The 12,978-nt window shown below is 68.0% G+C and carries 10 protein-coding genes; 9 read left to right on the top strand and 1 reads right to left on the bottom strand.

Translation table 11 applies throughout. The features are described 5' to 3' along the window. The first annotated feature begins 34 nt into the window (after nucleotides 1-34). Nucleotides 35-4,012 carry a phosphoribosylformylglycinamidine synthase gene (gene purL / locus ACO07H_RS15005; protein ID WP_422015497.1) on the top strand — a complete coding sequence of 1,326 codons (3,978 nt, stop codon included), beginning with the start codon at nucleotides 35-37 and terminating at the stop codon, nucleotides 4,010-4,012. Between the two features lie 60 nt (nucleotides 4,013-4,072). On the opposite strand, the gene ACO07H_RS15000 is transcribed toward purL, so the two are convergent. Further along, complete coding sequence (locus ACO07H_RS15000; RefSeq protein WP_422015495.1) at nucleotides 4,073-5,404, bottom strand: MFS transporter; 1,332 nt, start codon at nucleotides 5,402-5,404, stop codon at nucleotides 4,073-4,075. 123 nt (nucleotides 5,405-5,527) lie between these two features. Between ACO07H_RS15000 and cyoA the strand changes: the two genes are divergently transcribed. The 8 genes from cyoA to ACO07H_RS14960 all read left to right on the top strand — a co-directional run bounded on the left by cyoA (nucleotide 5,528) and on the right by ACO07H_RS14960 (nucleotide 12,918). Continuing rightward, entirely contained in the window at nucleotides 5,528-6,616 is a 1,089-nt protein-coding gene (cyoA, locus tag ACO07H_RS14995) for a ubiquinol oxidase subunit II (protein WP_422015493.1), read from the top strand. A 9-nt stretch (nucleotides 6,617-6,625) separates the two neighbouring features. Beyond that, nucleotides 6,626-8,668: a cytochrome o ubiquinol oxidase subunit I gene (gene cyoB / locus ACO07H_RS14990; RefSeq protein ID WP_422015491.1), complete on the top strand. Its 2,043-nt coding sequence runs from the start codon at nucleotides 6,626-6,628 to the stop codon at nucleotides 8,666-8,668. 15 nt (nucleotides 8,669-8,683) lie between these two features. After that, nucleotides 8,684-9,307 (top strand): cytochrome o ubiquinol oxidase subunit III, encoded by a 624-nt coding sequence (cyoC, locus tag ACO07H_RS14985; RefSeq protein ID WP_422015489.1) that lies wholly within the window; start codon nucleotides 8,684-8,686, stop codon nucleotides 9,305-9,307. After that, a complete protein-coding gene (gene cyoD, locus ACO07H_RS14980; RefSeq protein ID WP_422015487.1) occupies nucleotides 9,307-9,699 on the top strand; it encodes a cytochrome o ubiquinol oxidase subunit IV in 393 nt (130 codons plus the stop codon). Before cyoC ends, cyoD begins: the two co-directional genes overlap by 1 nt. A 10-nt stretch (nucleotides 9,700-9,709) precedes the next feature. Continuing rightward, nucleotides 9,710-10,423, top strand: coding sequence for an SURF1 family protein (locus ACO07H_RS14975; protein WP_422015485.1), 714 nt, complete (start codon nucleotides 9,710-9,712; stop codon nucleotides 10,421-10,423). After that, entirely contained in the window at nucleotides 10,420-11,757 is a 1,338-nt protein-coding gene (locus ACO07H_RS14970) for an ATP-binding protein (RefSeq protein ID WP_422015483.1), read from the top strand. The genes ACO07H_RS14975 and ACO07H_RS14970 overlap by 4 nt, the downstream gene beginning before the upstream one ends. Beyond that, nucleotides 11,741-12,304, top strand: a complete 564-nt coding sequence (locus ACO07H_RS14965) for a response regulator transcription factor (protein ID WP_422015481.1) — start codon at nucleotides 11,741-11,743, stop codon at nucleotides 12,302-12,304. Before ACO07H_RS14970 ends, ACO07H_RS14965 begins: the two co-directional genes overlap by 17 nt. A gap of 245 nt (nucleotides 12,305-12,549) precedes the next feature. Beyond that, nucleotides 12,550-12,918: a DUF1428 domain-containing protein gene (locus ACO07H_RS14960; protein WP_422015479.1), complete on the top strand. Its 369-nt coding sequence runs from the start codon at nucleotides 12,550-12,552 to the stop codon at nucleotides 12,916-12,918. Nucleotides 12,919-12,978 lie beyond the last annotated feature (60 nt).

Here is a 12,978-nt window from a genome sequence, read left to right as displayed (position 1 = left end):
GCCGCAGGCCTGCGGCAACAGCCTCCCGACGCCCATGACCCGCACCCTGCACCTGCAATGTTTCGAGGGCGGCAACGCCTTGTCCACGTTCCGCGCCCAGGCCTTGCTGGCGCGGCTGCAACAGGTCAACGAGCGCATCAGCGGTGTCAGCGCCCGGGCGGTGCACTGGGTCTGGACCGACGAGGCGATGGCCGGCGCCGCGCGTGAGCGCTTCGAGGCCTTGCTGACCTACGGCGAACCGGCAGACACGGCCGCGACGGGCGACCTGGTCGTCGTCGCGCCGCGCTTCGGCACCGTCAGCCCATGGGCGTCCAAGGCGACCGACATTGCGCGCAACTGCGGCCTGTCGCTCAAGCGTGTCGAGCGCGTCGTCGAGTACCGCGTCGTACTGAAGTCCGGCCTGCTTGGCGGCACCAAACACCTGAGTGAGGCGGAATTGCAGGCCTGCGCCGAACTGCTGCACGACCGCATGACCGAGTCGGTCTGCTTCAGCCGCGACGACACGGCCCACCTGTTCGACGAGCGCACGGCCGAGCCGCTGGCGCATGTCGACGTGCTGGGCGCCGGCCGCGCCGCGCTGGAGAAGGCCAACGTCCAGTTCGGCCTGGCGCTGTCTGCCGACGAGATCGACTACCTCGACGCCAATTTCAAGAAGCTCGGTCGCAACCCCAGCGATGTCGAGCTGATGATGTTCGCGCAGGCCAACAGCGAGCACTGCCGGCACAAGATCTTCAACGCGAGCTTCACGGTGGATGGCCAGGCGCAGCCGCTGTCCCTGTTCGGCATGATCCGCAACACCGAGAAGCTGAACCCGCAGCACACGGTCATCGCGTACTCGGACAACGCCGCGGTGATGGAAGGCCATGCCATCCAGCGCTGGATGGCGGCCGACGCGCCAGGTTCTGCCTACACGGCCCGCGCCGAGCAGGCGCAGGTGCTGATGAAGGTGGAGACGCACAACCACCCGACGGCCATCTCGCCGTTCCCGGGCGCGTCCACCGGTGCGGGCGGCGAAATTCGTGACGAAGGTGCGACGGGGCGGGGATCGAAGCCCAAGGCTGGCCTGACGGGCTTCTCGGTCTCCAACCTGCATTTGCCGGGCCTGGCCGAGCCTTGGGAGCGCGATCCGGTGGGCAAGCCCGCGCACATCGCGTCGGCGCTGCAGATCATGATCGAAGGCCCGCTGGGCGGCGCGGCGTTCAACAACGAGTTCGGGCGGCCCAACCTGGCCGGCTATTTCCGCGTCTTCGAGCAGACCGTGGACGGCGTGCGCCGCGGCTATCACAAGCCCATCATGATCGCGGGCGGCTTGGGGCAGATCCGGTCCGACCTGACCCAGAAGATCGAGTTCCCCGCGGGCAGCCTGCTGATCCAGCTGGGCGGCCCGGGCATGCGCATCGGCATGGGCGGCAGCGCGGCCAGCTCGATGGCGGCGGGCACGAACACGGCGGACCTGGACTTCGACTCGGTGCAGCGCGGCAATCCAGAGATCGAGCGGCGCGCGCAGGAGGTCATCAACCACTGCTGGGGGCTGGGGCAGGAGAACCCGGTGCTGGCCATCCACGACGTGGGTGCGGGCGGCATCTCGAATGCCTTCCCCGAACTGGTCAACGACGCCGGCCGCGGTGCGCGCTTCGACCTGCGCAAGGTGCCGCTGGAAGAGTCCGGCCTGGCGCCCAAGGAAATCTGGTGCAACGAGAGCCAGGAGCGCTACGTGCTGGCCATCGCGCCCGAGAGCCTGGAGCGCTTCGCCGCGATGTGCGCGCGTGAGCGCTGCCCGTTCGCGGTCGTCGGCGTCGTCACCGAGGAGCGCGACCTGAAGCTGGTGGACGGCGACACCGAAGTTATCGGCCACACCAGCGACCACCCCATCGACATGCCGATGGACGTGCTGCTTGGCAAGCCGCCCAAGATGCAGCGTGACGTGACCCGCGTGGCGCGCGACGGCGGCGCGCTGGACCTGTCGGGCGTCAAGCTGGAGCAGGCCGCCTTCGACGTGCTGCGCCACCCGACCGTTGCAGCCAAGCGCTTCCTCGTCACCATCGGCGACCGCACCGTGGGCGGACTGAACCACCGCGACCAGATGGTCGGCCCCTGGCAGGTGCCGGTGGCCGACTGCGCCGTCACGCTGGCCGACTTCAACGGCTTTGCCGGCGAGGCCATGAGCATGGGCGAGCGCACGCCGCTGGCGTCCGTGAACGCCCCGGCCTCGGGCCGCATGGCCGTGGCCGAGGCCATCACCAACCTGCTGGCCGCGCCCATCGAGCTGCCGCGCGTGAAGCTCAGCGCCAACTGGATGGCCGCCTGCGGCGAGCCGGGCGAAGACGCGGCGCTGTTCGACACCGTCAAGGCCGTCGGCATGGAGCTGTGTCCGGCGCTGGGCATCTCCGTCCCGGTCGGCAAGGACTCCTTGTCGATGCGGACCAAGTGGGACGCCAACCAGGTCACCGCGCCGGTGTCGCTGATCGTCACCGCCTTCGCCAGCATCGCCGACGTGCGCGGCACGCTGACGCCCGAATGGCAGCGCGAAGACTCGGCGCTGATCCTCATCGACCTCGGTCGGGGCCGACACCGCATGGCGGGCTCCATCCTGGCGCAGACACTGAACCAGTTCGGCAGCGATGTACCGGACCTGGATGACCCGCAGCTGCTGGTCTCGCTGGTCAACGCCATCAACGAACTGCGCGCCGCTGGCCGGCTGCTGGCCTACCACGACCGGTCGGACGGCGGCCTGTGGGCAGCGGCCTGCGAGATGGCCTTTGCCGGCCAGACCGGCCTGAGCCTGAACGTGGACCTGCTGGTCACCGAAGGCGACGGCATCAGCGACAGTCGCGCTGACATGGGCGATTCCAAGAACTGGGCGTCGCAAGTCGGCGCCCGTCGCGAGGAATTGACGCTGAAGGCGCTGTTCAACGAAGAGCTTGGCGCGCTGATCCAGGTGCGCGCCGCGGACCGCGACGCCGTGATGCAGGTGCTGCGCGCGCACGGCCTGTCCAGGCACTCGCACGTTGTCGCCAAGCCGAACAAGACGCGCCAGGTCGAGGTCTGGCGCGATGCGAAGAAGGTGTTCGGCGTCGACCTGACGGCACTGCAGCAGGCCTGGGACGAGGTGTCATGGCGCATCGCCCAGTTGCGCGACAACCCGGCCTGTGCCGACGCCGAGCATGCGGCGGCTGGCCAGGCCAACGACCCGGGGCTGCATGTGCACCTCACCTTCGCACCCGAGGCACCCTTCGTCGCTACCGGCGCGAAACCCAAGGTGGCCATCCTGCGTGAGCAGGGCGTCAACTCGCACATCGAGATGGCCTACGCGATGGCGCTGGGCGGCTTCGACAGCTTCGACGTGCATATGAGCGACCTGCAGTCCGGCGCGGTCAAGCTGGACGGCTTTGCGGCGTTTGTCGCCTGCGGCGGCTTCAGCTATGGCGACACGCTGGGGGCGGGTGAAGGCTGGGCGCGCAGCATCATGTTCAACCCCGTGCTGGCCGGACAGTTCCGCGCCTTCTTTGCACGGCCGGACACGCTGGCGCTGGGTGTCTGCAACGGCTGCCAGATGCTGGCGGCGCTGGCGCCCATCATTCCGGGCGCCGACGCCTGGCCACGCTTCACGCGCAACCAGAGCGAGCAGTTCGAGGCGCGGTTGTCGCTGGTCGAGGTGCTCGATTCACCCAGCGTGTTTTTCAAGGGCATGGCGGGCAGCCGGCTGCCCATCGCGGTCGCGCACGGCGAGGGGTTTGCCAACTTCGCGCGCCAGGGCGATGCGGCCAAGGTCATCCCTGCCATGCGTTTCGTGGACCACCACGGCCAGCCGACCGAGGCCTACCCGTTCAACCCCAACGGCAGCCCCGGCGGCCTGACCTCGGTGACGACGCCGGATGGCCGCTTCACGGCGTTGATGCCGCACCCGGAGCGCGTGTTCCGCAACGTGCAGATGAGCTGGACCTCGGGCGACCGCTCATTGCACAGCCCGTGGCTGCGCATGTTCCAGAACGCGCGCAAGACGCTGGGCTGAACCCGGCGCTGAACGAAAAAGGCGGGCCTCGGGCCCGCCTTTTGCATGGGGTGGGGCCGGTCAGTCCTGCACCACCGCGGCCGACTGCAGCCGCTTGTTCACCCGCAGCGCCAGCAGCGTGCAGACCACGCCGGACAGCAGGTACAGGCTCACCGACACCAGGCCGAAGCGCGACGACAGGAACAGCGCCACCACCGGCGCGAACGCGGCGCCCAGCAGCCAGGCCATGTCGGCCGACAACGCCGCGCCGGTGTAGCGGAAGTGCGGCAGGAAGTTGGACGTCACCGAGCCCGCCGACTGGCCGTAGGACAGCCCCAGCAGCACGAAGCCGATCAGGATGAAGGCCGCGAGGCCCGGCTTGCCGCCGCCCAGCATCAGCGGCGTGAACAGCGCGAAGATGCCGATGGCCACGGCCAGCGTGCCCAGGAAGCTGCGGCGGCCGACGCTGTCGGCGATCAGGCCCGACATCGGCATCGCGGCCGCGGCGAACGCAGCGCCGAGCAGCTCCATCTTCATGAAGTCCGCCACACCGCCGTTCTCGCCGTACAGCGCCACCCAGGACAGCGGGAACACCGTCACGAGGTGGAAGAGGGCGTAGCTGGCCAGCGCGGTGAAGGCGCCGATGACGATGTGGTGGCCTTGCGCCGGCAGCAGCTCGCGCAGGTAGGCCGGGTCCAGCTCATGCTCCTCCATGCGCTTCTCGTACTCGTGCGTGACGACCAGGCGCAGCCGCGCGAACAGGGCCACGACGTTGATCGCGAAGGCGGTGAAGAACGGGAAGCGCCAGCCCCAGGAGAGAAAGTCCTTGCTGTCCAGGCTGGTGAAGACGTACAGGAACACGCCTGACGCGACGAAGAAGCCCAGCGGTGCGCCGAGCTGGCCCAGCATCGCGTACCAGCCGCGGCGGTGCGGCGGTGCGTTCAGCGCCAGCAGCGAGGGCAGGCCGTCCCACGAGCCGCCCAGCGCCAGGCCTTGGCCGATGCGGCACAGCGCCAGCAGCACGATGGCGGTGATGCCCGCATCCGCATAGTTGGGCAGCAGCCCCATGCCGACCGTGGAGCAGCCCAGCAGGAAGAGGGCGACAGTCAGCTTGGCCGAGCGGCCGAAGTGGCGCTGGATGGACATGCCGATCAGCGTGCCGACCGGGCGCACGACGAAGGCCAGCGCGAACACCAGGAAGGCGTACAGCGTGCCCGTGACAGCGTCTGCAAATGGGAAGAAGATGTGCGGGAACACCAGCACCGAGGCGATGCCGAACACGAAAAAGTCGAAGTATTCGGACGCCCGGCCGATGATCACGCCGACGGCGATGTCACCGGGGGCCAGTTCTTCGTCGGTCCTCGCGCCGGGTCGGCCCTGGCTGGTTTCGGGGGGATTCAAGGTACTGCTCATGCTGGCCATCGCCGTCTGTCTCCGTACTTGCTAGGACAAAATGTCCAATCGTTGATTTGGGTCAATCAACTTACATTTCAGCAGCTCGTGCAAGATCGTTAACCCTCGCGCGCGTTACTCCGGATGTACCACACCCTATCACTCCCGTCTCGCGTCTTGACCTGGGGCACTGCCCTGGCGGCCAGCATCGCACTGAGCGGTTGCAACCTGCTCGTGATGAAGCCGCATGGTGACATCGCCAAGCAGCAGGCCAACCTGATCGTCACCTCCACGCTGCTCATGCTGCTGATCATCGTGCCGGTGATCGTGCTGACGCTGTTCTTTGCATACCGTTACCGCCAGTCCAACAGCGGGGCCACTTATGCGCCTGACTGGGACCATTCCACCCGGCTGGAACTGGTCATCTGGGGAGCGCCGCTGCTGATCATCATCGCGCTGGGCGCGATCACCTGGATCAGCACCCACAAGTTGGACCCGTTCCGCCCGCTGGACCGCATCGCCGAGGACAAGCCGCTGGCCGCCGACGTGAGGCCGCTGGAGGTGCATGTGGTGGCCATGGACTGGAAGTGGCTGTTCATCTACCCGGAGCAGGGCATCGCCCTCGTCAACGAGATGGCGGCGCCGGTGGACCGCCCCATCCACTTCCGCTTCACGTCCACGTCGGTGATGAACACGTTCTACGTGCCGGCGCTGGCCGGCATGATCTACGCGATGCCGGGCATGCAAACGCAACTGCATGCGGTCATCAACAAGCCGGGCGTGTACGACGGCATCTCGGCGCAGTACAGCGGCGCCGGCTTCTCCGACATGCGCTTCAAGTTCCACGGCCTGACGGACGAGGAGTTCGCGCGCTGGGTCCAGACCAACAAGGCCGGTGGCGCCGAACTGACCCGCGCCGCCTACCTGCAGCTCGAACAGCCCAGCACCAAGGAACCCATCCGCCGCTTCGCCAGCGTGGAGGACGGCCTGTGGAGCGCCATCATCGACCGCTGCGTCGACGGCAAGAAGATGTGCGCCAGCCAGATGATGGCCATCGACGCCGCCGGCGGTGCCGGCAAGGGCGGCCTCGCCAGCACGATGCGCAGCGGCTGGCGCGACGTGGATGGCAACCGGCGCGAGCGCATCGTCGTCGCCGCGCTGTGCACGCCGACCAATCCGCTGGGCCTGCCCCTCGAGACCGCTGACGCATCGGCCACCGCGCCGAAGAACTGAGCCCGACCGATGTCCAATCCCGTTGTTGCGCAGCACCAGGCTGCCGATCAGCTCCATCCCATCCTCGGCCGGCTGGGCTGGGACTCGCTGCCCCTGCACGAGCCCATCCTCGTCGCCACCTTCGCGGCGGTCGCCCTGGGCGGCCTGCTGATGTTCGCGCTGGTCACCAAGTTCCGCCTCTGGGGCCACCTGTGGCGCGACTGGGTCACCAGCATCGACCACAAGAAGATCGGCATCATGTACATCATCCTGGGCGTCGTGATGCTGCTGCGCGGCTTCGCGGACGCGCTGATGATGCGGGCCCACCAGGCCATGTCTTTCGCCGACAACGCCGGCTTCCTGCCGCCGCACCACTACGACCAGGTGTTCACGGCGCACGGCGTCATCATGATCTTCTTCGTCGCGATGCCCTTCGTGACCGGGTTCATGAACTACGTCGTGCCGCTGCAGATCGGCGCGCGTGACGTGGCCTTCCCGTTCCTGAACAACTTCAGCTTCTGGATGACCGCCGGCGGCGCCATCCTGGTGATGATCTCGCTGTTCATCGGCGAGTTCGCCAAGACCGGCTGGCTGGCCTACCCGCCGCTGTCGGGCATCCTGGCGAGCCCCGACGTGGGGGTGGACTACTACCTCTGGGCGCTGCAGATCGCGGGGGTGGGCACGACGTTGTCGGGCATCAACCTGATCGCCACCATCATCAAGATGCGGGCGCCCGGCATGACGATGATGAAGATGCCCGTCTTCACGTGGACGTCGCTGTGCACCAACGTGCTCATCGTCGCGACCTTCCCCGTGCTGGCCGCCACGCTCGCGCTGTTGACGGCCGACCGGTATCTCGGCACCAACTTCTTCACGAACGACCTGGGCGGCAACGCCATGCTCTACGTGAACCTGATCTGGATCTGGGGCCACCCCGAGGTCTACATCCTGGTGCTGCCGGTGTTCGGCATCTTCTCGGAGGTGGTGTCCACCTTCAGCCGCAAGAAGCTGTTCGGCTATGCGTCCATGGTCTACGCCACGGTCGTCATCACCATCCTGTCCTACCTGGTGTGGCTGCACCACTTCTTCACGATGGGCTCGGGCGCCAGCGTGAACAGCTTCTTCGGCATCACGACGATGATCATCTCGATCCCGACGGGTGCGAAGATCTTCAACTGGCTGTTCACGATGTACCGCGGCCGCATCAAGTTCGAGGTGCCGATGCTGTGGACCATGGGCTTCATGGTCACCTTCACCATCGGCGGCATGACCGGCGTGCTGCTGGCCGTGCCGGCGGCGGACTTCGTGCTGCACAACAGCCTGTTCCTCATCGCCCACTTCCACAACGTCATCATCGGCGGCGTGGTGTTCGGCGCGTTCGCCGGCATCAACTACTGGTTCCCCAAGGCCTTCGGCTTCCGGCTGGATGCCTTCTGGGGCAAGGTGTCGTTCTGGTGCTGGTTCGTCGGCTTCTGGCTGGCCTTCGCGCCGCTGTACGTGCTGGGCCTGATGGGCGTCACGCGCCGCGTCAGCCACTTCGACGACCCGTCGCTGCAGATCTGGTTCGTCATCGCCGCCATCGGTGCGGGCGTCGTGGCGCTGGGCATCGCGGCCTTCCTGGTCCAGATCGCCGTCAGCATCAAGCGCCGCAAGGCCCTGCGCGACACCACCGGTGACATCTGGGGCGGGCGCACGCTGGAGTGGTCCACGTCCTCGCCGCCGCCCGACTACAACTTCGCCTTCACGCCCGTCGCCCACGAGATGGATGCCTGGTACGACATGAAGCAGCGCGGCGCCGAGCGTCCGGTCAAGGGCTTCGTGGCCATCCACATGCCCAAGAACACCGGTGCCGGCTTCGTCATCGCCATGCTGGCCACGGCCATGGGCTTCGCGCTGATCTGGCACATGTACATCCTGGCGGCGCTGGGCCTGGCGGCCACCGTCATCGCCGCCATCGTGCATACCTTCAACTACGACCGCGACTACCACATCGCGGCCGACGCCGTGACCCGCAGCGAGGACGAGCGCACCCGTGCCCTGGCCGCGGCCGCTGCTGCCGGCGCCGCCGCCTGACCGGAAGACCCTGACATGACTGCAACCGTGGCCACGCACTTGAACGGCACGCCGGTCTATTACGACCACAGCGGCGAGCACCACCCGCCCAACAGCACCATGCTGGGCTTCTGGCTGTACCTGATGAGCGATTGCCTCATCTTCGCGGTGCTTTTCGCCGTCTACGCCGTGCTGGGCCGCTCCTACGCGGCCGGCCCGTCGGGCGCCGACCTGTTCGACCTGCCGCTGGTGGCCGCCAATACCGCGCTGCTGCTGTTCTCGTCCATCACCTACGGCTTCGCGATGATCGCGATGCAGGCCCGCAAGAAGGGTCAGGTGCTGGCCTGGCTGGCCATCACGGGCCTGTTGGGCCTGGGGTTCCTCGGCATCGAGCTGTACGAGTTCCACCACCTCATCCACGAGGGCGCCGGCCCCGGCCGCAGCGCCTTCCTGTCCAGCTTCTTCACGCTGGTCGGCACGCACGGCCTGCACGTCACCTTCGGCTGCATCTGGCTGGTCACGCTCATGTTCCAGGTGCAGAAGCTGGGCCTCACGCCCGCCAACCGGCGCCGCCTGATGTGCCTGTCGATGTTCTGGCACTTCCTGGACGTCGTCTGGATCGGCGTCTTCACCTTCGTCTACCTGATGGGAGTGCTGTGATGGCGGCCAACCACGATCACGGTCACCACGGTGACGACCACCTTGACGGCGAAGCGGACTTCCACGTCAGCTACAAGGGCTACGCCACGGGCTTCATTCTGTCGGTCATCCTGACGGCCATCCCGTTCTGGCTGGTCATGGCCAAGGTGCTGCCCAGCCCCAAGATGACCGGCTTCGTCATCCTCGGCTTCGCGGCCGTGCAGATGGTGGTGCACATGGTCTATTTCCTGCACATGAACGCCAAGGTCGAGCAGGGCTGGTCGCTGCTGGCCCTGGTGTTCACGGCGGCCCTGGTCGTCATCATGCTGGCCGGTTCGGTCTGGGTCATGTATCACATGAACACCAACATGATGCCGACCCCGGACCCGGCTGCGATGAGGAACATGCCCTGACGGGCATCGCATGAACCGGGCTGCGCGCGTTGCGCTGATCGTCACCGCGGCGCTCGCCAGCCTGGGTTTCCTCGCGCTGGCCGCCTGGCAGGTTCAGCGCCTGGGCTGGAAGCAGGACCTCATGGCCCGCATCGATGCCCAGGTCCGGGCCGATCCCGTGCCACTGCCGTTGCCTGCCGCGTGGGCAGCCGTTGGCAAGGCCGACGAATACCGCCGCGTGCGCCTGAAGGGCCGGTTCGAGCCGCGCGAAGCGCTCGTGCAGGCCACGACCGAGCTGGGCGGCGGCCACTGGGTGCTGGCGCCGCTGCGGCTGGACGACGGCAGTGCCATCCTGGTCAACCGCGGTTTCGTGCCGCCCGAGCAGCGCGCGCCCGAACGGCACGCGGCGCCCACGGGCCTGGTCGAGCTGGTCGGCCTGCTGCGCCTGACCGAGACCGGCGGCGGCCCGCTGCGGCAGAACGTGCCGGGTGAAGGCCGCTGGTATTCGCGCGATGTGGCCGGCATTGCCGCCCAGCTCGCGCTCACCGGCCCGGTCGCCCCGTTCTTCGTCGACGAGTCCGCCGACCCCGCGAAGCCGCGCCGCTATCCGCGACCGGGCCTGACCGTGCTGCACTTCGCCAACAACCACGCCGTCTACGCCGCCACCTGGCTGGCGCTCGCGGTGATGGCCGCCGCAGCGGCGGGCTACCTGGTCCGCGAAGAGCGCCGGCGCGTCACGCCTTGAACCTCCTCCCCGCGCCCACCGCCGAACCCGTCGTCGCCGCGCCTGAGCAGCGTGCCGGCCGGGCCAACCTGCGCCAGCTCATCGAGCTTCGCTGGCTGGCCGTGGGCGGGCAACTCGCGACCGTGCTGGTGGTGCACGCCGTGCTGGGCATCACGCTGCCGTGGGCGGAGATGCTGACGCTGCTGGGTGTGCTCGTCGTGTTCAACCTGTTCAGCCTGTGGCGCAACCGCCTGGCGCGGCCGGTGTCGCAGCTGGAGCTGTGCGTCGGGCTGCTCGTGGACGTGGCTGTGCTGACGGGGCAGCTCTACCTGGCCGGTGGCAGCGACAACCCCTTCATCTACCTCTACCTGCTGCAGGTGGCCGTGGCCTCCGTGCTGCTGCGGCCGGCCTACCTGTGGGCCGTGGTGCTGAGCGCGGTGGTCGGCTTCGTCATGCTGATGCAGTGGCACCGCCCGCTGCTGCTGGACCCGCAGTCACCCACGCTGCTGTCGACCAATTACCTGGGCGGTGTGCTGCTGTGTTTCCTGCTGAACGTGGGGCTGCTCAGCGTGTTCATCGTGCGCATCAACCGCAACCTGCGCCAGCGTGACGCCGCGCTGGCGCAGGCGCAGCAACGCGCGGCGGAAGAGGTGCACATCGTGCGCATGGGGCTGCTGGCCAGCGGCGCTGCGCATGAGCTGGGCACGCCGCTGGCCACGCTCAGCGTCATCCTGGGTGACTGGGCGCACATGGCGCCGTTCGCCGCCGAACCCGAGCTGCGCGAGGAGATCGAGGAGATGCAGCGCCAGATCCTGCGCTGCAAGGCCATCGTCACCGGCATCCTGATGTCGGCCGGCGAGATGCGTGGCGAGGCCCCGCGGCTGACCACGCTGCAGGCCTTCATCGACGGCCTGGCCGACGGCTGGCGTGCCGCCCACCCGCACGCCGGGCTGGCAGTGCGCTGCGATCGCCTGCCCGACGCCGGCATCATCGCGGACAGCGCGCTGCAGCAGGTCATCGCCAACCTGCTGGACAACGCCGCCGAGGCCGCGCCCGGCCGGCCGCTCGCCCTCATCGCCAGCTGCCCGGGCGGCGACACGCTGAGCCTGAGCGTGCTCGACGAGGGCCCGGGTTTCGATGCCGAGCGCCTTAGGCACTTCGGCGAGCCCTACCAGAGCAGCAAGGGCCAGCCCGGCCGCGGCATGGGGCTGTTCCTGTCGGTCAACGTGGCGCGCACGCTGGGCGGCCGGCTGGAGGCGCGCAACCGGGAGGATGGCGGCGCAGCCGTCACCCTCACGCTGCCGCTGTCTTCGCTGCAGCCCCGAGAATCGGCCCCCGATGCCCGCCGTGACTGAAGACGACCGCCTGCTGCTCATCGTCGAGGACGACGACAGCTTCGCGCGCACGTTGAGCCGCTCCTTCGAGCGCCGCGGCTGGCGCGTCGTGCGCGCCACCGGCCTGGACGACATGAAGACGCTGCTGGAGGCGCTGCCCGAGGACGAGGAACTGGGCCACGCCGTCGTGGACCTCAAGCTCGCCGGCGGCTCTTCGGGCCTGGCCTGCGTGCAATGCCTGCACGGCTGGGACCCGGAGGTGCTGATCGTCGTGCTGACCGGCTACGCCAGCATCGCCACCGCCGTGGAGGCCATCAAGCTGGGGGCCTGCCACTACCTCGCCAAGCCGGCCAACACCGACGACATCGAAGCGGCATTCGCCCGCAAGCAGGGCGACGCCGACGTGGAACTGACCGAGCGCCAGACGGCGTCCATCAAGACGCTGGAATGGGAGCGCATCCACGAGGTGCTGGCCGAGACCGACTTCAACATCAGCGAGACCGCCCGGCGCCTGGGCATGCACCGGCGCACGCTGGCGCGCAAGCTGGAGAAGCAGCGCATCAAGTGAACGCCGTGACCCGGGTTGGCGCCCGAGTCATCGGCCACACGGACGAATCCACTGGGGGGGCGTTTCACGGCCGGCTTTGCGGTGCATGCTTGCGGCCAGGCGCGGGCACCGTTGCAGGCAGTGCCGGGGTTGCACATGTCATCCTGCGACGCACGCGTGTCGATTTGACCGGGCGTCGTTCGTCGATGCATGCCCGGTGCTCGCAGGTGTGCGCGCTGGCCGGTCAACTCAACAGGAGTGAAGACATGTCATACATCGATGGTTTTGTGATCGCGGTCCCCACCGCCAACAAGCAGAAGTTCATTGAACACGCGCGCCATTTCGACGCGATGTTCATCGAGCTGGGTGCAATCCGTGTGATCGAAGCTTGGGGCAACGACGTCCCCGACGGCAAGGTCACCGACTTCCGCCGTGCAGTCCAGGCCACGGCGGAGGAGACGGTGGCGTTCTCGTGGGTCGAATGGCCGGACAAGGCCACGCGCGACGCAGGCATGAAGAAAATGATGGAAGACCCGCGCATGGATCCGTCCACGCCCGGCAATCCGCCCATGCCCTTCGACGGCAAACGCATGATCTTCGGTGGCTTCGAACAGGTGGTCGAAGTGAAGGCCTGAGCGGCAGGGCGACGCCGCGCCTGGAGACCTGCCACCTCGTCACGGCGGGCGTCTGACGCA

This window comes from Roseateles sp., from assembly GCF_965229315.1.
Classification (GTDB): domain Bacteria; phylum Pseudomonadota; class Gammaproteobacteria; order Burkholderiales; family Burkholderiaceae_C; genus Pelomonas.
The sequence above is the reverse complement of the archived record's forward strand: the minus strand, read 5'-3'. Positions and strand labels throughout refer to the sequence as shown.